Genomic DNA, 21,508 nt, shown 5'->3' with positions numbered 1-21,508 from the left:
GAGGGGCCGGCAGCGCCTTATCATCGCGCGACCCCGCCGTTCGGCGGCGCGAGTCGCGCGTGGAGACAATTCAATGACCATGCGCATGCTGATCGACGCACGCCACCGGGAGGAAACCCGCGTGGCCGTCGTCAAGGGAAACCGTATCGAGGAGTTTGATTTCGAGAGTGCCGAGCGCAAGCAGCTCAAGGGAAATATCTATCTTGCCAAGGTGACGCGGGTCGAACCGTCGCTGCAGGCGGCGTTCATCGATTACGGCGGCAACCGCCACGGCTTCCTCGCCTTCTCTGAAATCCACCCCGATTATTATCAGATCCCCAAGGAGGATCGTGACGCGCTGCTGGCCGAAGAGGCCGAGCATGCGGCCGAAGAAGCAAAGCTGCGCGCCGAGCAGGAAGCGCACGAAGACGATGACGCGTCTGATGGTGATGCAGATTTCGCCGAGGATGACGCCGACAGTGAAGCGGAAGACGGCGAGGAGATCGAGGGTGAGGACCGCCTCGCCCGGCCCGCGACCGGCATCAACGACGATCAGGTGGAGGCGCTGCGCCAGCGCCGTATGAATCTGCGCCGCCGCTACAAGATTCAGGACGTGATCCGCCGCCGGCAGGTATTGCTGGTTCAGGTCGTCAAGGAAGAGCGCGGAAACAAGGGCGCGGCGCTGACGACATACCTGTCGCTCGCCGGCCGTTATTGCGTGCTGATGCCCAACACGTCGCACGGCGGCGGGATCAGCCGCAAGATCAGCAATTCTGCCGATCGCAAGCGTCTGAAGTCGATCATGGCGGAAATGGAACTGCCGCCGTCAATGGGATGTATTGTGCGTACCGCCGGCCTCAGCCGCACGCGTACCGAGATCAAGCGGGACTTTGATTATCTCGCCCGACTGTGGGACGGCATTCGCGAACAGACGCTTTCCAGCGCCGCTCCGGCGCTGATCTATGGCGATTCGGATCTCATCAAGCGAGCGATCCGCGACATCTACAACAAGGACATCGACGAGGTGATCGTCGAGGGCGACGAAGGTTATCGCCAGGCGAAGGAATTCATGCGCCTGCTGATGCCCAGCCACGCCAAGAAGGTGAAGCATTACAGCGACCCCATTCCCTTGTTCCAGCGCTGCCATGTCGAGGACCAGCTCGCCGCCATGTACCATCCGGTGGTGCAGCTGAAATCGGGTGGCTATCTCGTCATCAATCCGACCGAGGCCTTGGTGTCGATCGACATCAACTCCGGGCGGTCGACGCGCGAGCACAATATCGAGCAGACGGCGACCGCGACCAACCTTGAGGCGGCGCAGGAAATCGCGCGTCAGCTGCGGCTGCGCGACATGGCCGGCCTGGTCGTCATCGACTTCATCGACATGGATAACAATTCCAATGTCCGGAAGGTCGAGAAGGCGATGAAGGAGGCGCTGAAGAACGATCGCGCTCGCATCCAGGTCGGCCGTATCTCAAGCTTCGGTCTGATGGAGATGAGCCGCCAGCGCCTGCGCACCGGCGTGCTCGAAGCATCAACCCGTCCCTGCCCGCATTGCGAGGGCACGGGGTTTGTGCGCACGGCGTCGTCGTCTGGTCTCAGCGCATTGCGCCTGATCGAGGATGAGGCGGCACGTGGTCGCGGTTCGTTGCTGACGCTGCGCTGCAGCCAGGAAGCCGCCTTCTACGTCCTCAACCGCAAGCGTGCCGACATTGCCGAGATTGAGGATCGCTATGGCGTGACGGTCGAGATCCTGCCGGACGGCGAGCAGGAAGGCGCGCGTATGTCGGTCGAGGCTTCGGGTCCGCCGCCGGCTTATGCGCCCAAATTCGATCCTCCCGTCATCGAGATCGACGAGGACATCGAAGACGAGATCGAGGAGGAAGAGGACGAGGAGGCCGTAGCCGAGGACGAGGCGCCTCGGCCGGACGAGCAGCGCAGCGAGGAGCCGCGCGAGGGCGGCCGCAAGCGGCGCCGTCGCCGCGGACGTCGCGGGCGCACCCTTGGTGAAGGGGAGGCTACGCCGGCTTCCAACGCCGACTTGAGCGACGTCGAGGATGAGACGGCCGACGAAGAGGAAGCGGGCGAGGCTGTCGCCGCTGGCGACGAGGGTGAGGCAGCCGGCGAGAGCGAAGGCGGCCGTCGCCGCCGCAATCGTCGCGGCCGTCGCGGTCGTCGTCGCGAGGGCGGCGTAGAAGGCGAAGCTCAGGCCGAAGCGGCCGAGTTGACCGGCGAGCCGGAAGCGGTGGAAGCTCCCGTTTCGGAGCCGGCCGCCGAGGAAGCACCGCAGGTCGAAGCGCCGATTGCTGAAGCCGTGCCAGAGCCGGAGCAGCCTGCGCCGAAGACGCGCCGTCGCCCCCGCGCCAAGAAGGCGGTCGAGGAAGCGACTGTCGAGGCGGCACCAGCCGACGCTGCCGCCGCGCCGATCGAGACGCCCGGCATCGAGGCGATCGCGCCCGCGACCGAGGAGGCACCGGCCAAGCCGAAGCGCACGCGTCGCAAAAAGGCCGACGCACCGTCGGTGGAGGAAGCGGCGACCGTTGCGCCAGCCGAGATTGAGGCACCCGCCAAGCCGAAGCGCACGCGCCGCAAGAAGGCCGATGTGCCGGCAGCGGACGTGCCCTCCGCTGAACTGCCAGCGCCAGAAGCGACGGAGACCGGCACGCTTGCCGCGAACGACGTCGATGGCGCAGCGCCGCCGGACGCTGCGGTCGAAGGTTCGGTCGAGGCGCCCGAGGGTGACGCCGCCAACACGCCGCGCCGCGGCTGGTGGCAGCGGACCTTCGGTGCGTAAGGGCCGCTGAGTGATAGAAATGCGCCGGGCTTCAGCGGTGGTTCAGCCGCCGTCGTGCTGGGTCCGGCGCATGTTCCTTCACCGTCGACCAAATGGCGCGCGGTAAGCCAATGCCGCTCCGCCGCCCAGCCGTCCGCTTTGTCGCGGTTGCCACACTCACCTGCCTGGCTTGGGCGCAGCCCGCAAAGGCGCAGTCGATCCTGCGCGATGCGGAAACGGAGATGCTGCTCGCCGACATGGCGGCACCGCTGATCACCGCCGCGGGGCTGCGCCCCAACGACGTCCGCGTGGTCCTGATCAACGATGATTCGATCAACGCCTTCGTCGCGGGCGGGCAGATCGTCTACATGCACTCCGGCACGTTGCAGGCCGCCAAGAGCGCCAACGAAGTGCAGGGCGTGATCGCGCACGAACTCGGCCACATCACCGGCGGCCATGTGTCGCTGTCGGGCCGCGGCGCGCAGGAAGCGACCGGCATCACCATCCTGTCGATGGTGCTTGGCCTCGCCGCCATGGCCGCCGGCGCTGGCGAGGCAGGTGCCGGCGTGCTCGCCGCGGGGCAGCAGGCCGCGATGGGCAAATATCTCGCCTTCTCGCGCCAGCAGGAAGCATCCACCGACGCGGCGGGCACCAAATATCTCATTGGCGCGGGCATCACCGGCAAGGGATATCTGAACTTCTTCAAGACGATGCAGCAGATGGAATATCGCTACGGCATCACTCGGAAGGTCGAGTATATGCTCAGCCATCCGGTGTCGTCCGAGCGCGTGGCTGCCATTTCCGAGACGCTGCAAGCGGCGCCGTCGTGGAACAAGCCGCTCAACCAGGATTGGGAGACGCGGTTCAAGCGCGTGCAGGCGAAGCTCGACGGCTATCTCCTGCCGCCGCAGCAGGCGCTGCAGAAATATCCGGAAAGCGACCAGACGATCGAGGGGCATTACGCCCGTGCCTATGCCTATCACCGCAGCGGGTATCCGCAGAAGGCCGACGCCGAAGCGGCGGCATTGGTGAAGGCGAAGCCCGAGGATCCTTTTTTCCTCGAGATCATGGGCCAGATCCTGCTTGAAGGCGGCAAGCCGCAGGCGGCGCTCGCTCCGCTTCGTGCCGCGACGCAGGGCTCGCGCAGCAATCCGCTGATCGCGACCACCTTCGGCCATGCGCTGATCGCGACCGAGGACAAGGCGAATCTGAAAGAAGCGGAGCAGGTGTTGCGCATCGCTGTGGCGCGGGACGACCAGAATCCGTTCGCCTGGCAGCAGCTGGGCACCGTTTATGATCGTACCGGCGACGGCGCCCGGGCGGCGCTCGCTACGGCCGAACGCGCCGCGATGATGGGCGACGATCGCACCGCAGCGATCAGCGCCGGCTATGCAATGGCCGGTATCCCGCAGAACACACCGGATTGGATCCGGGCACAGGATATTTCGATGACCTCACGCCACGCGCTCGAAGACGGCAAGCGCAAGCGCCGATGACCCGCTTTCACTTGCTGCTTCTTGTCCTGCTTGGGGCGGTGTTCGGCGCCGGCGGCATGTGGCTGGCCGAGCGCGCCGCGACCGGGGAGCTTTCCGGTGCTGACCAGACCCGGATCGAACAGGTTGTGCGCGATTATGTGCTCGCCAACCCAGAATTGATCCCGCAGGCCATGCAGCGGCTGCAGGAGCGCGAAAGCGGCCGCGCGATCGCGGCGGACCGCTCGCGGATCGAAGCGCCGTACAAAGGTGCAGTGATGGGCAACCCGAACGGGGACGTCACGTTGGTCGAGTTCTTTGATTATAATTGCGGCTATTGCCGCGCGAGTTTGCCCGTGATCGAGCAATTGGTGAAGGCCGATCCCAAGCTGCGCGTAGTGTTCCGCGAGTTGCCGATCCTCGCCGAGGAAAGCCGTGATGCCGCTCGCGCGTCGCTGGCGGCCGCGGACCAGGGCAAGTTCGCGGCGTTCCACGATGCACTCTATGCGGCTGGGCCGGTCAGCGCGGAGACGATCGCCGCCACTGCCAAGCATACCGGCGTGGATCTGTCGAAGGTTCCCGAGGATGCCGACACCGAGATCGCCGGCAATATCGGAATTGCCACCAAGCTCGGCATCAGCGGCACGCCGGCATGGGTGGTCGGCGATCGCGTGCTCTCCGGTGCGCTTCCATACGATCGCTTGCAGGAAGCGATCGCTGCCGCCCGCGCCAAAACGAAGTAGTTGGTCGAGCTTCCATTTGGCGGCTGATGGACCATCCGGTGGACAGCCGTCCCCGGTTGGCGAGACCTACTTGCGACATCATCACTGCCGTGTCTAGGATCGTGCCAGACCACCAACGAAAGGCAACAAGCCCTTGGATCGCCGTTCCTTCCTTACCTCCGCCACCGCCGCGTCCGCCTTTGCGCTGATCCCCGAGGCGCTCCGGGCGCAGACGACGGCCGCCGCGTCGGCAAACCCAGCGGATGCCAAGCTGAATGTGCTGTTCGATCAGGTCTTCGCCAAGACGCTGCAACGCGCGCCCGAGCTCGCGACATCGCTGGGCATGGACAAGGGCGCCAATGCAGCGTTGAAGCACAAGCTGTCGGATGAATCGCCGGCGGGCAAGGCGGCCGCGCGTGCCGAGCTGAAGCAGGCCATTGCGATGATCCGAGCGGTCGATTCCGCGCCGCTCTCCGCTCGGTCGAAGCTGGATCGCGAAGTTATCCTCTACTCGCTCGAAAGCCGGGCACTGCCCTACGACCAGTTCAAGCTAGAAGGGGTGCAGCGGCCGTTCACCATTACTCAGCAGGGCGGTTCGTATTTCTCGACGCCGGACTTCCTGAATTCGGCGCACACGATCAACAATGCCGAGGATTGCGAGGCCTATCTCGACCGGCTCTCTGCTTTCGCCCGGCGGCTCGACGAAGATAGCGCCGACCAGAAGGAAGAAGCATCGCGCGGCTATCTCGCGCCCGACTTCTCGCTCGATCTGGCGCTCGGCCAGATGGTCAAGCTGCGCGAACCCAGCGCGGCCAGCAGCGGGCTCGCAAAATCTGTCGCCGAGCGCGCCGCGGCCAAGAACATCGCCGGCGATTGGCAGGCACGCGCCGCCAGGATCGTAGAGGGCGATGTTTACCCTGCCCTTGACCGCCAAATCGCGTTGGTGAAGGCGCTGCGGACAAAGGCACGCAGTTCCGCCGGCATCTGGGACGTACCTCAGGGCGATGCTCTCTACGCTGCGGCACTCGAGCAGGCGACGACCACCAAGTACACGCCCGAGGAGGTCCACAAGATGGGTCTCGACCAAGTGGCGGAGATCAGTGCCCAACTCGATACAATCCTGAAGAAGCAGGGGCTGACTCAAGGGAACGTCGGCGAGCGTCTGAATGCGCTAAACGTCCGGCCGGACCAGCTCTACCCTGACACGGCGGAGGGCCGGGCGGCGCTGATCAAGAGCCTGAATGAGGGTAATGCGGCAATGACCGCCAAGCTCGGGCAGATCATCATCAATCCGCCCAGCGAGCCGCTCGACATCCGTGCGGTGCCGGCCGAGATCCAGGACGGTGCCTCAAACGGCTACTACAACCGCGCTGCGCTCGACGGCTCGCGGCCGGCGATTTACTGGATCAACCTCAAGAGCGTTGGCGACTGGCCAAAATATTCGCTGCCGAGCCTGACCTACCACGAGGGCGTGCCGGGACATCACTTGCAGATCTCGATTGCACAAAAAGCGCCGCAGCCGCTGTTGCGCAACCTGTCGTTCTTCAGCGGTTATACGGAAGGCTGGGCGCTTTACGCCGAAAGTCTGGCGGACGAGCTTGGCGGCTATGCCAACGATCTAGAACGGGCAGGCTTCCTGCAAAGCTATCTGTTTCGCGCTGCACGGCTGGTGATCGACACCGGGCTTCACACCAAGCGGTGGACCCGCGATCAAGCGACCGATTACATGGTCCGGACCGTCGGTTTCGCGCGCCCACGCTCTCAGCGCGAAGTCGAGCGTTATTGCACGATGCCGGGGCAGGCGTGCAGCTACAAGGTCGGGCACGCCGCCTGGACGCGGGCACGGGAGACTGCGCAGAAGATCCGCGGTGATCGCTTCGATCTGAAGCAGTTCCACGAAGTGCTGCAATTTGGGGCGGTGCCGCTGACGATCTTCGAGCGGTTAGTGGAGGAGCAGGCGCGCGCGGTCTAGGCGCTTCAAGAATCGGCGGGGTAACGGAACCGTGTCACCGGCAACGGCGTAGGTGGGCAAAAGGGAGCTCTCTAGCCGATGATACGACCGTTCGCCGCCGCCCTCCTCCTGCCAGCCGCGGCGATCGCAGTGCCCTCCCCCGTAATCGCGCAGGCCCGATCGATCTCAGCGAGCGACAAGGCGCAGGGCGCGCAAGCTAATCCGCAGCTGCTGGCGGAGTTTGGCGGCAGATATAACGGCCCACAGGCGGCATATGTGGAGCAGGTGGGCAAGCGCGTCGCGGTGCAATCGGGCCTGTCGAACGCGCAAGGTGACTTCACCGTCGCCTTGCTCAACTCGCCGGTCGAGAATGCTTTCGCCATCCCGGGCGGCTATATCTACGTCACTCGGCAGTTGCTGGCGCTGATGAACAGCGAGGCGGAGCTGGCAAGTGTGATGGGGCATGAGGTGGGCCATGTCGCCGCGCGGCATTCGGCAGGGCGACAGCGCACCTCCAGCATCGGCTCCGTGCTCGCCGGGGTGGTCGGCGCCGTCGCCGGTAACAGCACATTTGGGCGGCTGGCCAGTGCCGGAGCGCGCAACGTGGCCCAACTCTACACGCTGAAATATGGTCGCGATCAGGAATATGCCGCGGATGCGCTCGGGGTGCGTTACATCGCGGCCGCCGGCTACAATCCTTATGCCGCCAGCGACATGCTCGAACAACTCGGTGCAGCGAGCAGCCTTACGGCGCGTGTTTCGGGGCAGGATGCCAATGCGGTGCCGGGCTGGGCATCGACCCACCCCAACAGCCGCGAGCGGGTAATCCGGGCGCGTCAGTTGGCGCAGCAAACCGGGCGCCCGGCATCGCCGGTGGTACAGGATACGGTATTTCTCCGCCGGCTGGATGGGCTGGTCTATGACGACGATCCAAGCCGGGGCGTGATCGACGACCAGACGTTTCGCCATCCGGTCATGCGGCTGCGCTTCACGGCGCCGACCGGCTACCGACTCGCCAATGGCAGCAATGCGGTGACCGTGGTAGGTTCCGGCGGGCAGGCCCAGTTCAAGGCTGCCGCGGCAACCAGCGATCTACCCGCCTTCATCACGCAGCAGTTTCGCACGCTCGGCGCAAACACCGCGCCGGTCGCGCAGACTGGCCGCGCAAATGGGATCGAATATGCCTGGTCGACGATACGGGCGAATGCGAATGGGCAGGCGGTCGATGCCAGCCTGGTCGCTTATCGCTTCCCGACCGCGACCTATTTCTGGACGATCATCACGCCCGCGGGACGGGGCATTGCGCCGTTCAACAGCCTGATCGCCAGTGTCGCGCCGATCTCCGCTGCGGAAGCCGGCGAAATTCGCGGCAAGCGGCTGCGCATCGTCACGATAAAGGCCGGCGACACGATCGACAGCGTTTCGCGCCGGATGGCCTATGACGATTTTCAGCGTGATCGCTTCCTGACGCTCAACGGGCTCGAAGCGAATGCCCGGCTGAGTCCGGGAATGCTCGTCAAGATCGTGACGGCCGGCTGAGCATCCTGTAACGGCGCGCGGATGCATCGTCCCGCGCTTTCCATCGTCATCCCCTGCTACAACGAAGCGGCTAGCCTGCCGCTGCTTCACAAGCGCGTGTCAGCCGTCGCAAAGTCCGTAGCGGGCGACGATCATGAGATCGTGCTGATCAATGACGGCTCGCGCGACGACAGCTGGCGGATCATGCAGTTTCTCGCCAGCGCCGATCCGCGGCTGGTGGCGATCAACCTGTCGCGCAATCACGGCCATCAGTTGGCGCTGACCGCCGGACTGGACCTGTGTTCGGGCGAGCAGATCCTGATTATCGATGCCGATCTTCAGGATCCGCCCGAACTGCTGGCCGACATGTGCGAGACGATGACGCGCGAGGACGCCGACGTGGTCTATGCCGTGCGCCGTAAGCGTGCCGGCGAAACGTTATTCAAGAAGGTGACGGCCGCCGCCTTCTACCGGCTCCTCGATCGGTTGACTGACACGCCGATTCCGCTCGACACCGGCGATTTCCGACTGATGAGCCGCCGCGCGCTGGACGCCTTGCTGTCGCTGCCGGAGCAGGCGCGATTCATCCGCGGCATGGTGGCGTGGGTCGGGTTCCGGCAGGTGCCCTTCCCTTATGATCGTGCGGAACGGCACGCGGGGGAGACGAACTACCCGCTGTCCAAGATGCTGCGCCTCGCGCTTGATGCGGTGACCGGCTTCTCGACCGCGCCTTTGCGCTTCGCCAGCCATGCGTCGGTGGCGCTGGCGGGCCTGTCATTGCTGCTGCTGTTCTACATCGCCTGGGGCTATTTCGAGGGCGACCCGGTGCAGGGCTGGACATCGACCATGCTGGTGGTGACGGTGCTGAGTTCCGTGCAGATGTTCGTGCTGGGAATGATCGGCGAGTATATTGGTCGGCTATATATCGAATCGAAGCGCCGACCGCTGTATCTGGTCGCCGACATCGCCGGGACGGTGCACCGGTGCACGACTTTGGGGTTTCAGGCCGAGCGAACGCGCATCCCGGAGAGCGAGATCGCCGGCGAAGAGCGGCGGTAAGGCTCCGGCCATTAACGCTGCCACCTTCAAGTGCGAACGTGCCCGTCCGTTAGCCTCCGTCATGCCGGGCTTGTCCGGCATCCACGGTGCGGCGTGCCCCACACACCTCTTGGTTCGCGGATCACTGGACCCGGCGCAAGACCGGGGCGACCGAAGATAGGTGGAGGCGGAACTTCCTGCGCCTCCGTTCCGGAGCGGTCAGGCTGGCTCCGCCAAGGTCACGATCGACACGCCCGGCGGCATGGGCACTCGTCCGACCAGGTGCCGCTCAAGACGGAAAATTCCTTCAAACAGCTTGTTCACCAGCCGCGGCGGCGGAGTGTCGTCGCTATCGTCACGGCCGGTGATCCGTCCTGCCACCCGCGCGCCTGCCGCGAGGGGGAACAGGAGCGAGTTGAAATAGCCGAGCTTGCGCGGCCGGAGACCCGCCGCCTCGATCCCCTTCACCAGCGTCGCCTTGGAATAACGGCGGTGATGGTGGTTCACCACATCATGCGCGCTCCACATCCATTGGTGCGCCGGAACGGTGATCAGGATCTTGCCGCCTGGCGCCAACCGCACGCGCATCGCACGCAGTGCCGCCACATCGTCCTCGATATGCTCGACAACGTCGAGCACGGCGATCAGATCATAGTGGCTGTCCGGCACGCCCGGGAGACCGGGCAGCGGCGCCTCGCCGACTGGTTTGCCAAGTCGCTGGCTGGCGATGCCGCGCGCCGCAGGGTCGATCTCGATCGCGTCCACGGTGCCAAACCGCGCCAGCATCGGGAGATTGTGCCCGGTGCCGCAGCCGATCTCCAGAATGCGCGCCTGCTTCGGGAGCTTGCCCTCGCGCGTCAGATAGTCGGCGAGGATGTCCCGGCGCGCGCGATACCACCAATGGGTGGAATCATGCTCGGCCATGCGATCGTAAACGCGGCGATCCATATCAGCGGAATACCCACAAACGGTTGAGTGCGAAGGTCACGAGCGGCGTCACGAACACGATGGGAATGAGTGGCCACCACCATGAGCCGGCGTACATGGCATCGTCGGTCAGCAGCCATACCCAGAAGGTGTTGACGCCATAGCTGACCAGCGACACCGCGAAGAACTTGAACATCGACGCTTTTGCCGACGCGGCGTGACCGCGAAAGCTCCACTTGCTGTGGAGGACATAACCCGACAGCATTGCGACGAGATAACCGGCAACGTTCGCAACCTGCTCCGAGGTGATCTGGAACGCGGCCAATGGCGAATAGACGATGGCATAGCAGACCGTGGCCAACCCGCCGGCCACGCCGAAGCGGACGAGCTGCCAGAAAGTCTCGCGCATTTGCGCCGTCACGAACTTGCCCCGAACCGCGTCCACGCCCTGTCCTTTGTGCCTCTTGAGGCCACTCTCATTCCGTTCGGGCTGAGCTTGTCGAAGCCCCGCCCTTTTTCTAAGCCGAGGCCGAATGCAGCGCCTTCGACAAGCCCAGGGCAAACGGATGATTGTCGCGGGCGTCTAAAGCCCAGACGCCTGCGAGGAAAGCCCCGTGAACAAGTCTCTCCCGCCGCTCGCCGCCGAGCTCGACCGGCACTGGATCAAGCTGACGACGATTGCCTGGGTGGTGATCGCGATTTTCTACGTGTGGAAGCGCTGGGCGGCGATCCACTGGCTGTCGCTCGGCGACACCGACGACAACATGCGGCTGATGCAGGTGCGGGCGCTGCTCGACGGGCAAGGCTGGTATGACCTGCGCAACTATCGGCTCAATCCGCCGGGCGGCTTCGACATACACTGGTCGCGCATCGTCGATCTGCCGATCGCCGGGCTGATCCTGTTGCTGCGCCCCTTCGTCGGGGTGGCGGAGGCAGAGAAGCTGGCCTGCGGCATCGCGCCGCTGATCCCCTTGTGCATCGTGCTGATCGGGCTGGGGGCCACCGTGCGGCGACTGGTGGCGCCGCTCGCCTGGCCGCTGGCGATCGTTTTCTTCATGGGATCCACCGTCGGGCTGATGATGTTCATGCCCGACCGTATCGACCATCATGGCTGGCAACTGGCGATGCTAAGCCTGACGGTCGCCGGCCTGTGCGACCCCGATGGACCGCGCGGCGGCGTGACAGTGGGGCTGGCAAGCGCCGTCTCGCTCGCGATCGGGCTGGAAATGCTGCCCTATTGCGCCATGGCCGGTGCGATCACCGCCTTGCGGTGGGTGTGGGATGCTGGCGAGCGCCAGCGCCTGCTGAGCTATGCGCTGACGCTTGGGGGCGGTTGTGCGGCTGGGTACGTGGTGTTCGCCTCCGAGGCGAATCGCGTCATGCGCTGCGATGCGCTCACCCCGATCTGGCTGAGCGTGTTCGTCGCGGCCGGGGCCTTGCTCGCCCTGCTCGCCTTGGTGTCTCCACACAACCGCACCGCACGCTTTGCACTCGCCGCCGTGGCTGGCGCCGTGATCGCGGGCGGATTCGCGACCTTGTTCCCGCAATGCCTGTCGCGACCCGAGCAAGTGTCGGACGAGCTGTACGCTAGCTGGCTCAGCAACGTGCGTGAGGCCAAGCCGATCTATCGCCACGCTTTCCGCACCGGCTTCCCTATGATCGCGCTGCCAGTGATGGGGCTGATCGGTGCGGGGATCGCCACCTGGCGCGCGCGCAAGAGCGACACGGCGCTCGGCTGGACCTGCGTGAGCCTGTTCGCTCTGTTCGCGGTGGCCATGCTGTTCTGGCAGGTGCGCGGCGGTGCGGCGGCGCAATTGCTGGCCGTGCCGGGGGTGACGGCGCTCGCCTGGATCATCCTCCCTTGGCTGTTCGGACAGAAGTCGCTTCTGATCCGCCTTTTCGGCGGGGCGGCGATCTTTGTCCTCATCTCGGGCACCTTTGCCAACCTTATGTTGCGCAATCTGCCAATTGACCGGCCCAAACCCTATGTTCAGCGGGTCAACCGCGCGACGGGACTTTGCGTCACCATGCCGGCGATGAACCCACTGAACCGCGTACCGCGAGCGACGGTCTTCACCTTTGTCGATCTTGGGCCCCGCCTGATCACGCTAACGCATCACAACGCCATTGCCGGTCCTTATCACCGCAACGGCGACGCGATCTTGGACGTCCAACACGCCTTCAAGGGCTCGCCCGAACAGGCCCGCGCGATCATGAAACGGCATGGCGCCACGCTGATGCTGGTGTGCCCGAATATGGCGGAATCGACCGTTTACCGCGACCGTGCCCCAGGCGGCTTTTACGACCGGCTGGCGCATGGGGAGAGGTTCGACTGGCTCACTCCCGTGCCCCTCCCGAAGGGATCGCCGTTGCGGCTGTTCCGGGTAGAATAGCGCCAGTCAGGCGGCGGGCAGGGTTAGCACGAACCGGGCGCCCTCGCCCGGCGCGCTGTCAACGGTGAGATCGCCGCGCATAGCGCGCGCCAGCCGCCGAGCGATGTAGAGGCCAAGGCCGCTGCCACCGGGTTCGCCCGGGTCGACACGTTCAAACTTGGCAAAGATCCGTTCCTGATCCTCGATAGCGATCCCCTTGCCCTGATCAGCGACGATCGCGAACACTCGCTCGCCTTCACGCTGCAAGCGAAGCCAGACGGTGGTGCCCCGTGGGGAATAGCGCACCGCATTGCCAATCAGGTTGACCATGATCTGCAGCGCGCGGCGAAACTCGCCATGTGCCGGCTGCGGCTGATCCAGACCATTCCGGTCGATCGTCACCCCGGCGTCTGCTGCACGCACCGAAAGGAGGCCGGCAGCGCGTCGGACCACATCGGCGAGATCGATGCCATCATCCTCGACGACGAAGTCCTCGCGCTCGATCGCTTCCATGTCGGCCAGATCGTCGATCAACCCCATCAGATGTCGCCCGGCACTGGCGATATCCGCGGCATAATCAGCGTATTGCGGATCGATAGGGCCATCGACGCCAGCGTTGATGCTGTCGGCATTGGCGACGATCTGGCCGAGCGGTGCACGCAAAATGGTGTCGAGCCGCTGGTTGAAGGCGACGCCGATCCGCTGCGCCGACGGCGCGTGTTGGTGGAAGGTCGCGCCAACAAAGCCGGCGAACGCACCGCCACGATCGCGCCGCACATGCCCTGCTAACAGCACGCGCGCGTCGTTGCTGCGCAACGTTGCCGGCTGATCGGCAAAATCTTCCAGCGTCGCCACCGCTTCGAGAAGGGGCAGCACGCCCTGCTGATTACTCTCCAGCGCGAACAACCGTGTCAGCGGTTGCCCCAAAGCATCGGCCGCATCGAAGCCGTGACGCGCCCCTGCCTCGATCGCAAGCTGTTGAATGCGCAGACCCGAATCAGTTTCCCACGTCCAGTCGGCACCAGCCGGTGGCGGAACAGGGCCGCTGGTCTGGACTGGGCGCCAGGCGGGTCGCTCGCGGGTTGGCGAAATGGCGAGGGTAACGCCGCCCTCGACCGGAGTGGCGCGCACCCAACAATCGAGATCAAGATCCATGTCGGCGATCGTCACCGCACGTGCCACCAGGATGCGCAGACGTCGTGCAAGCCGCACGACGGTCGCGAGTTGCGGCGTCGCTAGCGGGCGGCCGATTGCGCCGCCAGCACGCTCGTTCAAGGCGGCGAAATCGGTATCGGCTTCAACCAGCCGATCCTCGCCGTCCACCCGCGCCGTCAGGATCGCGCCCTCAATCACCGGCGCTCCTTCCGATCAAAAGCGCGGATTGCGGCGCGGAACTCGGGATGAAGAGATAGGGGTTCTAACGCAGTACGCGCCGTTTCCGGCGGGATCGCGGCGATCGTGTCGAGCATGTCAGCGAAAGCATCGATGTCGCGTCGGGGATCGGCGTCCGACAAGGCAAGACCGATCCGGGCGATTGTGGCTCGATCGAAACCACGAGCCCGTAGCGCGAGCCACAATCGATCGCCGTCGGGATCGAGCACCAGCGCGCGCGCCTCCCTGAAGTCGATAGAGGCCATGTGGGCGACCAGACCGATGAACAGTGTGGACAGGCCCTCGTCGACCGACTGGACCAGCAAGTCAGCCGTTTCCGCCGGACGCGGATCCAGCGCGGCGGCAAGCCGGAGCGCGATGGCCTCGAGGCGATCCTGATCGTCGTGCGCGGCGAGGCTGCGCTCCGCTCCGGCGACCAGCGCGCGATCGATCTCCGTTTGTCGGGTGGGATCAGCCATGTCTGGCTGGCGGAGTGCGGCGGCGATCCACCAGACCAGATGACGGTGAGAATGAGAAGAAAGTTCGCCATGGCAGCCCGCCTCCGATGAACGGCGGCGATTTTCGGCGAGAAGATATGCTGTAGCGGCGGCAGATGTCACCCCATCGCGGCTCGCGGTGAGCCGCGGCAGCAGCATTGGCTGCGACCCGGGCGCGCGGTTGGCGATCAGAGCGTCGCCGAGCAGATTCTGCCGCACCTGTCCAAGCAGTTCGTCCATCAGCGCACGGTCGCGCAGCACCCCGGCGTCAAGCAGGCGGCCGAGCAGTGCCGGTGCTTCCCCGGCCGATTCAAACCCGCCAGCGACGTGTCGGGCGGCATGGCCGGCTAGTTCGCGCGCGATTCCGCGGACTGCGCGGCTCAGCATCGCGCCGAGCGCAGCGCGAGTGCGATCGTCGAGGCGATCATCCTCGACCAGGAAAAAGTCGTCGATTGCCGTAGCGAGCCGAACCTCGGCGCGCCGCTCGGCAGCAGCCGCCCGCGCAAACAGCGCGGCGGCGTCCGCCGCTGAAGGCCCGGGAGCGTGAGGGGAATCGACCAACATGGGAGCGCCTCTAACGCGCGCTCCGTTAAAGCGCTGCTAAGCCGATGCGCGAAGCGCTTCGATCGCTAGCGCTAGCGTCACAATGGCGTAGAGCGTAGCGGCAACGAGGCCGAGCAGCGGCAGGCCAAGCAAGGTGCCGGCGGCGAGCACGACCAGATAGGCGGGCGGATCACCCCAGCCGATCGGGCGGGCACGGCCGCTTGCACGCTCCCCCAGGCCCACCGCAGCGACCAGCGCCAGGGCGAGAACCAGCGCAGTGAGTTCCCCAGTCTCTACGTCGATCGAATGACCCAGCAACAGCGCCGCCAACGCAGGAACGCCGCGCACCAGCACTTCCATAACCCGCGCGATCGCCGCTTCGTCGCGCAGCCAAGCAAAGCTCGTCGCGAGCGCAGCCGTTGCCACGCCGAAGAGCGCGATCAGTAGGCCGATCGTCAATTGCCCCACCCAAAGGCCGGCCAAGCCGGCGAGGCCGAGCACCGTTGCGGCGCCCGCAAGCGCGGTGGTCGGCACGTGGCGGCGCATCAGTGGCGGCAACGCCAGCCGGGCAAGCGGACGCACGACCCAGCGGTTGAACCACCCTGGCCGTGTCGCCAGCGTTGCCGCCACGACCGCGCGGCTGCGCGCCTCCAACGTTTCGCGGCGCCGTTCGACGCCATGCCCGCTGCGGCGTTCATCCTCCGGAAGGACAAGGCGAAGCGCCCCCGCCTGCGCGGCGACGTGGAGCAGCGCGGATTGCACATCATAATCGCGCGGCATGGCGGCCACTTCGCCCAATCGCCGCCCGTCGAGCCGCGCCACCCCGGCCCAGGCATCGCCGCCACCGATCAGCTCGAACCCGGTATCCGCCTCCCCCTCAGGCGTGACCAGCAGCACATCGCCCTTTTCGCGGGTGAGCGGCAGCAACACACTCTCAGTGGTTACAAGCCCATCGGCAAGCACCAGCAGGTGCGATAAGGGATGCAGCCGCGCCGCTGCCTCCCCGGCGCTGCGCACCGTATCAACCGCCACGCCGCGGCCGCCGATGCGCGCAACCGCGCCCAACAATTCCGGTGTCAGTCGGGCGACCACCACGACGATCTGCGAGACGCCCGCGGCGATCAGCAGCCGCGCCTGATATTCGATCACCGTCACGCCGGCGAATGGCAAGGTCGCCGCTAGCGCGCCGGGACGGTCATCGGCATCCTGAACGGCAAAGATCAGCCCTGCGAGCATCGCGCGCTGTTACGGATTGTCCCGGAGCGGGGCAATCGCGAACGCAGTGGAGCAGATACTCTATCGCGTTATACCGGATTGTTTCGACACCGGTGCACGACGAGCCATGGCTTTGCCCCTGGAGGCCTGGATCCTGAAACGAGTTCAGAGCGGCGGCAGAATGGTGGACGGGAAACCTAAAGCCGCGCAATGGCCTGGCGAAGGCGCTTGGTCATGGCGGGCTCGCCAACCGGACGGCGGGTAGCTTCGGTGGCGAGGGCGACCAGACGGACGGCACCAAAGCTTGCCGCCAGCCCCTTCAACCGCCACGCCGCCGCACGCCAGCTATCCTCATCGGTGGCGGCTTCAAGGGCGGCAAGGCCACGGTGCGCGCTCTCGACAAACGCTGCGCGCAGCTCGGCGATCAATGCGGGATCATCTCCCACTGCCGCAGCCAGCGCCGCATCGATTGCCCCCGGATCAATGGCCATTGGTAGGGCGCTAGCACGCAACGCTTAATCGCAAGTTGCCGCTATTTGCTTTGAGCGAGGTGAATTCGTGATAGACCTCCAGCCATGAACGGGGGGCCGACAATCATCGACATGCGCACGCGAAACGCGGGCAATCCGGACGTGCAGCAAACGGCACAACCGCCGGCTGCGGTGGCCGAGCAGTTAATGCTGGAGGAAGCGGATTACACGGCGCCGCCTGAGGGGGTGGAGCCGGTATCGTCCTGGCGCACGGTTGGACCGATCGCGCTGGCGGCGCTTGCGACGCTGTGGGTCGGAATGTTGCTGTGGATGGCACGTGACAGTCTGGCTGCCATGCCGGCGCTGGACCTTGCCCAGTTCGGTGCGGCGCTGGTGGCGGTGCCCGCGCTGGCTGGGATCGTATGGCTGATCGCGTTACGCACCAGCCGGGCGGAAGCGCATCGTTTCGGCGCCACAGCGGGCGCAATGCGCGCCGAGGCTGCCGCATTGGAGCAAACGGTGGCATCGCTCGCCGCCGCGCTGGAGGACAATCGCCAGCGATTGGCGGAGCAGGCGGGCCAACTTGGCACGCTGGGCGACAGCGCCACGGCGCGGCTCACCGCGGTGGGCCGGGGCCTTTCCGAGGAAATCGACCAGGCGGACGTTCACGCCCGATCGCTCGCGGAAGCCGCGGGTGTGGCGCAGAACAGCCTGTCCGTGTTGCTCGCCACCATGCCCGAGGCGCAGGCGGAGGCCGATGCGCTGACCGGGCGGATCGAGAAGGCTGGGCTGACCGCCAGCCAGCAGGCCGCCGCACTTGACGCTCAGATCGTGGCGCTAACGGAGCGGGGGCGTGAGGCGGAAGCAGTAGCCGGCGGGGCGGCGCAAAAGCTGGCAGCGCATATCGCGCGAATGGAAGCGACCAGCGAAACGGCCGGCGCGCGGCTGGAAGCAGTAACGGCTGAGATGTCGGCAGCGGTGGACGCCCTGCTCTCACGCACCGCAGATGCCGTTAACGAATCGCGCAAGGGCATCGCCGCGCAGGGCGAGGCAATGCTGGCCATGATCGGGGCCAATCAGGCCGCGCTCGACGCGGCAGTGCGTGACAGCGCGGGATCGCTGGCGGAGCGGATCGGTGCGATCGAAGTGGCGGTTGATCGGATCACCGGGCGGCTCGATCACCATCGCGCGGCAAGCGACGGCCTTGTTGACGGCCTGCAAGGGGCATTGGCGGGGATCGAGGATCGCCTCGCGCGTCTGCACCAGCAGGGGGTTGAGCGCACACAGATGTTGGCGGCCTCGATCAGCGCGCTTGGCGGATCGGCCGATGCGATGACCCAGGCGCTGGCCGCCGGCGACGCCATGGCCGGACGCGCGATCGAGACCACGGACGCCTTGCTGATGGCGCTGGATGCCGCCACGCGTGAGATCGACGAAACTCTGCCGGCGGCCGTGGATCGGCTCGACACCCGGGTGTTGGCGGCGAAGGCCGTGGTGGTGGCGGCAAAGCCCGAGTTGCTTGCGCTCGTCACGGCGGCGGAAAGCACGCATGAGGCGATCGAGGCGATCGCCAAGGTAATCGCGGACCAGCGCGGCAATGTCGACACGCTCACCGGCACGTTGCTGGACACGCTGTCGACAGGGCGCGCCAAGGCCGATGCGATGGGGCAGATGGTCGACGAGGCCGCCGATCGCGCTAATCGCTTTGCCGAAGAGGCGGCGCCGCGACTAATCGAAATGCTGCTGCGCGTGCGCGACACCGCGACCCAGGCGGCGGAACATGCCCGCGAAGTGCTGGGCCGCGTCGTCCCGGAAGCGGCCGATGCCTTGGAGAAATCGGGCGCGGCGGCGCTGCGCCGGGCGGTGAACGCCGGCGTCGATACGCAGATCGCGCAGATCGCAACCGCGGCGGATGCGGCAGTCACCGCGGCGTCGCAGGCGGCGGCGCGGCTGGACGAACAGCTGCGCGCGATCGACGCGCTTGCTGCGTCGGTGGACACGCGGATCGACGTGGCGCGGACCGAGCGCGAGGTGCAGGAGCAGGAAAGCTTCGCACGGCGCGCCTCCTTGCTGATCGACGCGCTGAACTCGGCCTCGATCGACATCACCCGCACCTTCTCGCCCGATATCGCCGACAGCGCCTGGGCGGCGTATCTCAAGGGCGATCGCGGGGTATTCACGCGACGTGCAGTGCGGCTGCTGGGCGATGTGGAGCATCGCGCCATTGCAGAGATGTATGACGAGAACGAGGGCTTCCGCGACCAGGTGAACCGCTACATCCATGATTTCGAAGCGATGCTGCGCACGATCCTGGCGCAGCGCGATGGCTCACCACTGGGCGTGACATTGCTGTCGTCGGATATGGGCAAGCTGTACGTGGCGCTCGCGCAGGCGATCGAGCGGCTGCGGTAGGCAGCGTCGCTCAGCAGGAGCCGTGGTTGACAACGTGCCGGCTGGAGCCGCGCCGCCGATACTGCTCGAAATTCACCATTCGTCAGGCTGGGCTCGTCGCGGCATGCGCTTTCCGCAAAACTCGACAGTTGAGGGTAGGCGGCATGCTGGCTGCCGGGAAATGCCCGGCGTGACCTAGTGGGCCTGGCCGTATCCCGCCGTGGTCGGGTTACGTTAGACAGGGACCAGGGCGGCGCCTCACCCCCTCAATACTTCGTCAGGTCCACCATGTCGGTCGTGATCCAGCCGAACGTATAGTTCAGGTAGAACAACACAAAGAGGATCGTCGCGACGATCGTGACGCGCAGCGCCAGCCGGCCGAGCAGAAATTCGTGCGGGGCGCTTTCCGCCTGACCCCGCACATGTTCGACGTTAGCTTCCTCGCTGGTCTTCATGCCGAACGGCAGAACCAGAAAGACTGAAAACACCCAGAACAGGATGTAGATCGCGAGCGCCGACGTCCATTGCATGACGCGTCAGACCTCCAGGATCAGCACGTCGACCATCGGCTTCTTGCCCGTCCAGCGCGTGGCGCAGCGGCGCACGGCTAAGCGGATATCTTCGCGCAGCCGGTCACGGTCGCGGCGGGCGCCTTGCATGGCCTCTGCGGCAGCTTCCTCTGCCTCGGCAATGAATTCGGGGCGCTCCTCCTCGACCGGAATGCCTTGCAGGCGGACCTGCGGGGCGCCGGCCAGGCGGCCGTGCTGCGTCACTGCAACAGCGACCGAAATCTGCCCGTAAAGGCCGAGCCGGCGGCGTTCGTTGATCGTCGCGCCGTCCGCCGGCAGGATCACATCACCGTCGAGAACGAGGCGACCGACCTGGGCGTGGCCGATCTTCTCGGGCTTGCCGGGTGCCAGCCGCACCAGATCGCCGTCGGTCTGCACCAGTGCGTTCGGAATGCCTTGCGCCTGGCCGAAGCGGGCGTGCTCCATCAGGTGGCGCATCTCGCCGTGGACGGGCACCAGCAGCTTGGGCCGCAGCCAGCCGTACAGAGCGGCTAGCTCGGGCTGGCCGGGATGGCCGGAGACGTGGACGTGCGCCTGCTTCTCGGTCACCATTTTCACGCCCTTGCCGGCGAGCGCGTTCTGGATGCGGCCGATGGCGACTTCGTTGCCGGGGATCTGCTTGGACGAGAAGATCACCGTATCGCCCGAGTCGAGCTTGATCGGGTGCGATCCGGCAGCAACGCGGGCGAGCGCGGCGCGCTCCTCGCCCTGCCCGCCGGTGGCGACGATCAGCACTTCGTTGCGCGGCAGGCGCATCGCCTCTTCGGGGGTGATCGTGTCGGGGAAGTTGCGCAGGTAACCGCAGGCCTTGGCAACCTTGATGATGCGATCGAGCGAGCGGCCGGCGACGCACAAGGCGCGGCCGGTTTCCTCGGCCACTTCGCCGAGCGTCTGGAGGCGCGCAGCGTTGGATGCGAAGGTGGTCACCAGCACGCGGCCGCGCGCCTTGGCGATCGTCTCCATCAGGCCGGTGCGGACGGTGCTCTCGGAGCCCGACGCCTCGGCATTAAAGACGTTGGTCGAATCGCACACCAGCACGTCGACGCCCTTGTCACCGATCGCGGTGAGCTGTTCCGCAGACGCGGGCTTGCCGATCACCGGATCGGCGTCCAGCTTCCAGTCGCCGGTGTGGAAGATACGGCCGGCCGGCGTGTCGATCAGCAACGCATTCGCCTCGGGGATCGAGTGCGACATGGGCACGAATTCGAAGCCGAACGGGCCGACCTTGAAGGCGTCGCCCGGCTGGATCACGCGCAGCTTGATGCGATCGGCGATCCGTTCCTCTTCCAGCTTGTGGCGGATCAGGCCGGCGGTGAAGGGGGTGGCGTAGATCGGCACGCCGAGTTCGTCGGCGAGATACGGCAGCGCGCCGATATGATCCTCATGCCCGTGGGTGATGACGATGCCGTCGAGCTTGTCGAGCCGCTCTTCGATGAAGGCAAGGTCTGGCAGGACGAGGTCGATGCCGGGATATTGGTGATCGGCGAAGGTGACGCCGCAATCGACCATCACCCAGCGGCCGCGGCTGCCATAGAGGTTCACGTTCATGCCGATCTCGCCCGAACCGCCGAGGGCGCAGAAGAGAAGTTCGTCGTTCTTGGAAATGGTAGTCGTCCTTGGTGGTCACGCCTGCTGGTGCGGGCGTGCAGGCGCCGGCGCGCCCTATTCTGACGGCCTCATTGTCTGGGGGAGGCCCCTGC

16 protein-coding genes are annotated in these 21,508 nt (G+C 65.8%); 8 read left to right on the top strand and 8 right to left on the bottom strand.

The window, feature by feature from the left end; translation table 11 throughout:
• Positions 1 to 73: 73 nt before the first annotated feature.
• The 6 genes from SPHI_RS04570 (at position 74) to SPHI_RS04545 (ending at position 9,474) form a co-directional block, all read left to right on the top strand.
• Positions 74 to 2,773, top strand: a complete 2,700-nt coding sequence (locus SPHI_RS04570) for a ribonuclease E/G (RefSeq protein ID WP_408640472.1) — start codon at positions 74 to 76, stop codon at positions 2,771 to 2,773.
• Positions 2,774 to 2,883: 110 nt separating this feature from the next.
• Entirely contained in the window at positions 2,884 to 4,248 is a 1,365-nt protein-coding gene (locus SPHI_RS04565; RefSeq protein ID WP_076743714.1) for a M48 family metalloprotease, read from the top strand.
• Positions 4,245 to 4,967 carry a DsbA family protein gene (locus SPHI_RS04560; RefSeq protein WP_076743713.1) on the top strand — a complete coding sequence of 241 codons (723 nt, stop codon included), beginning with the start codon at positions 4,245 to 4,247 and terminating at the stop codon, positions 4,965 to 4,967. Before SPHI_RS04565 ends, SPHI_RS04560 begins: the two co-directional genes overlap by 4 nt.
• Positions 4,968 to 5,100: 133 nt before the next feature.
• On the top strand, positions 5,101 to 6,918 hold the full coding sequence (locus SPHI_RS04555) for a DUF885 domain-containing protein (protein WP_076743712.1): 1,818 nt from the start codon (positions 5,101 to 5,103) through the stop codon (positions 6,916 to 6,918).
• 78 nt (positions 6,919 to 6,996) lie between these two features.
• Positions 6,997 to 8,436: a M48 family metalloprotease gene (locus SPHI_RS04550; RefSeq protein ID WP_076743711.1), complete on the top strand. Its 1,440-nt coding sequence runs from the start codon at positions 6,997 to 6,999 to the stop codon at positions 8,434 to 8,436.
• A gap of 21 nt (positions 8,437 to 8,457) precedes the next feature.
• The gene (locus SPHI_RS04545) at positions 8,458 to 9,474 is read left to right on the top strand and encodes a glycosyltransferase family 2 protein (RefSeq protein ID WP_076743710.1); all 1,017 of its coding nucleotides are present in this window, start codon (positions 8,458 to 8,460) and stop codon (positions 9,472 to 9,474) included.
• Between the two features lie 198 nt (positions 9,475 to 9,672).
• Here SPHI_RS04545 and SPHI_RS04540 read toward each other — a convergent pair whose 3' ends face one another.
• Positions 9,673 to 10,401 (bottom strand): class I SAM-dependent methyltransferase, encoded by a 729-nt coding sequence (locus tag SPHI_RS04540; protein WP_076743709.1) that lies wholly within the window; start codon positions 10,399 to 10,401, stop codon positions 9,673 to 9,675.
• Between the two features lies 1 nt (position 10,402).
• Positions 10,403 to 10,825, bottom strand: coding sequence for a GtrA family protein (locus SPHI_RS04535; protein ID WP_233130684.1), 423 nt, complete (start codon positions 10,823 to 10,825; stop codon positions 10,403 to 10,405).
• A 169-nt stretch (positions 10,826 to 10,994) separates the two neighbouring features.
• Here SPHI_RS04535 and SPHI_RS04530 point away from each other — a divergent pair, with 169 nt between their 5' ends.
• Positions 10,995 to 12,773 (top strand): hypothetical protein, encoded by a 1,779-nt coding sequence (locus SPHI_RS04530; RefSeq protein ID WP_076743708.1) that lies wholly within the window; start codon positions 10,995 to 10,997, stop codon positions 12,771 to 12,773.
• A gap of 6 nt (positions 12,774 to 12,779) precedes the next feature.
• On the opposite strand, the gene SPHI_RS04525 is transcribed toward SPHI_RS04530, so the two are convergent.
• From SPHI_RS04525 to SPHI_RS04510, 4 genes are all read right to left on the bottom strand, one after another.
• Complete coding sequence (locus SPHI_RS04525; protein ID WP_076743707.1) at positions 12,780 to 14,105, bottom strand: sensor histidine kinase; 1,326 nt, start codon at positions 14,103 to 14,105, stop codon at positions 12,780 to 12,782.
• The gene (locus tag SPHI_RS04520) at positions 14,102 to 15,184 is read right to left on the bottom strand and encodes a DUF2336 domain-containing protein (RefSeq protein ID WP_076743706.1); all 1,083 of its coding nucleotides are present in this window, start codon (positions 15,182 to 15,184) and stop codon (positions 14,102 to 14,104) included. Before SPHI_RS04520 ends, SPHI_RS04525 begins: the two co-directional genes overlap by 4 nt.
• 36 nt (positions 15,185 to 15,220) lie before the next feature.
• Positions 15,221 to 16,399: a hypothetical protein gene (locus tag SPHI_RS04515; protein ID WP_076743705.1), complete on the bottom strand. Its 1,179-nt coding sequence runs from the start codon at positions 16,397 to 16,399 to the stop codon at positions 15,221 to 15,223.
• Between the two features lie 176 nt (positions 16,400 to 16,575).
• Positions 16,576 to 16,869, bottom strand: coding sequence for an Hpt domain-containing protein (locus SPHI_RS04510; RefSeq protein ID WP_076743704.1), 294 nt, complete (start codon positions 16,867 to 16,869; stop codon positions 16,576 to 16,578).
• A gap of 84 nt (positions 16,870 to 16,953) precedes the next feature.
• Here SPHI_RS04510 and SPHI_RS04505 point away from each other — a divergent pair, with 84 nt between their 5' ends.
• Positions 16,954 to 19,260 (top strand): coiled-coil domain-containing protein, encoded by a 2,307-nt coding sequence (locus SPHI_RS04505; protein ID WP_076743703.1) that lies wholly within the window; start codon positions 16,954 to 16,956, stop codon positions 19,258 to 19,260.
• A gap of 245 nt (positions 19,261 to 19,505) precedes the next feature.
• Here the strand turns inward: SPHI_RS04505 and SPHI_RS04500 are convergent, their stop codons facing one another.
• Positions 19,506 to 19,769, bottom strand: a complete 264-nt coding sequence (locus tag SPHI_RS04500; protein ID WP_076743702.1) for a DUF1467 family protein — start codon at positions 19,767 to 19,769, stop codon at positions 19,506 to 19,508.
• Between the two features lie 6 nt (positions 19,770 to 19,775).
• Entirely contained in the window at positions 19,776 to 21,413 is a 1,638-nt protein-coding gene (locus SPHI_RS04495; RefSeq protein ID WP_076743701.1) for a ribonuclease J, read from the bottom strand.
• Between the last annotated feature and the right edge of the window lie 95 nt (positions 21,414 to 21,508).

This window comes from Sphingomonas jeddahensis (genome assembly GCF_001981525.1).
Taxonomy (GTDB): Bacteria; Pseudomonadota; Alphaproteobacteria; order Sphingomonadales; family Sphingomonadaceae; genus Sphingomonas; species Sphingomonas jeddahensis.
Note: the sequence above shows the minus strand (reverse complement) of the source record. Positions and strands in the feature narration are given on the sequence as shown.

Bases quoted from the DNA above. Each gene is read 5' to 3' on its own strand.
- SPHI_RS04515 (WP_076743705.1), bottom strand. From the start codon at position 16,399: ATGCTCGCAGGGCTGATCTTTGCCGTTCAGGATGCCGATGACCGTCCC.
- SPHI_RS04560 (WP_076743713.1), top strand. From the start codon at position 4,245: ATGACCCGCTTTCACTTGCTGCTTCTTGTCCTGCTTGGGGCGGTGTTC.
- SPHI_RS04565 (WP_076743714.1), top strand. From the start codon at position 2,884: ATGCCGCTCCGCCGCCCAGCCGTCCGCTTTGTCGCGGTTGCCACACTC.
- SPHI_RS04510 (WP_076743704.1), bottom strand. From the start codon at position 16,869: ATGGCCATTGATCCGGGGGCAATCGATGCGGCGCTGGCTGCGGCAGTG.
- SPHI_RS04540 (WP_076743709.1), bottom strand. From the start codon at position 10,401: ATGGATCGCCGCGTTTACGATCGCATGGCCGAGCATGATTCCACCCAT.
- SPHI_RS04545 (WP_076743710.1), top strand. From the start codon at position 8,458: ATGCATCGTCCCGCGCTTTCCATCGTCATCCCCTGCTACAACGAAGCG.
- SPHI_RS04500 (WP_076743702.1), bottom strand. From the start codon at position 19,769: ATGCAATGGACGTCGGCGCTCGCGATCTACATCCTGTTCTGGGTGTTT.
- SPHI_RS04550 (WP_076743711.1), top strand. From the start codon at position 6,997: ATGATACGACCGTTCGCCGCCGCCCTCCTCCTGCCAGCCGCGGCGATC.
- SPHI_RS04520 (WP_076743706.1), bottom strand. From the start codon at position 15,184: ATGTTGGTCGATTCCCCTCACGCTCCCGGGCCTTCAGCGGCGGACGCC.
- SPHI_RS04570 (WP_408640472.1), top strand. From the start codon at position 74: ATGACCATGCGCATGCTGATCGACGCACGCCACCGGGAGGAAACCCGC.
- SPHI_RS04505 (WP_076743703.1), top strand. From the start codon at position 16,954: ATGAACGGGGGGCCGACAATCATCGACATGCGCACGCGAAACGCGGGC.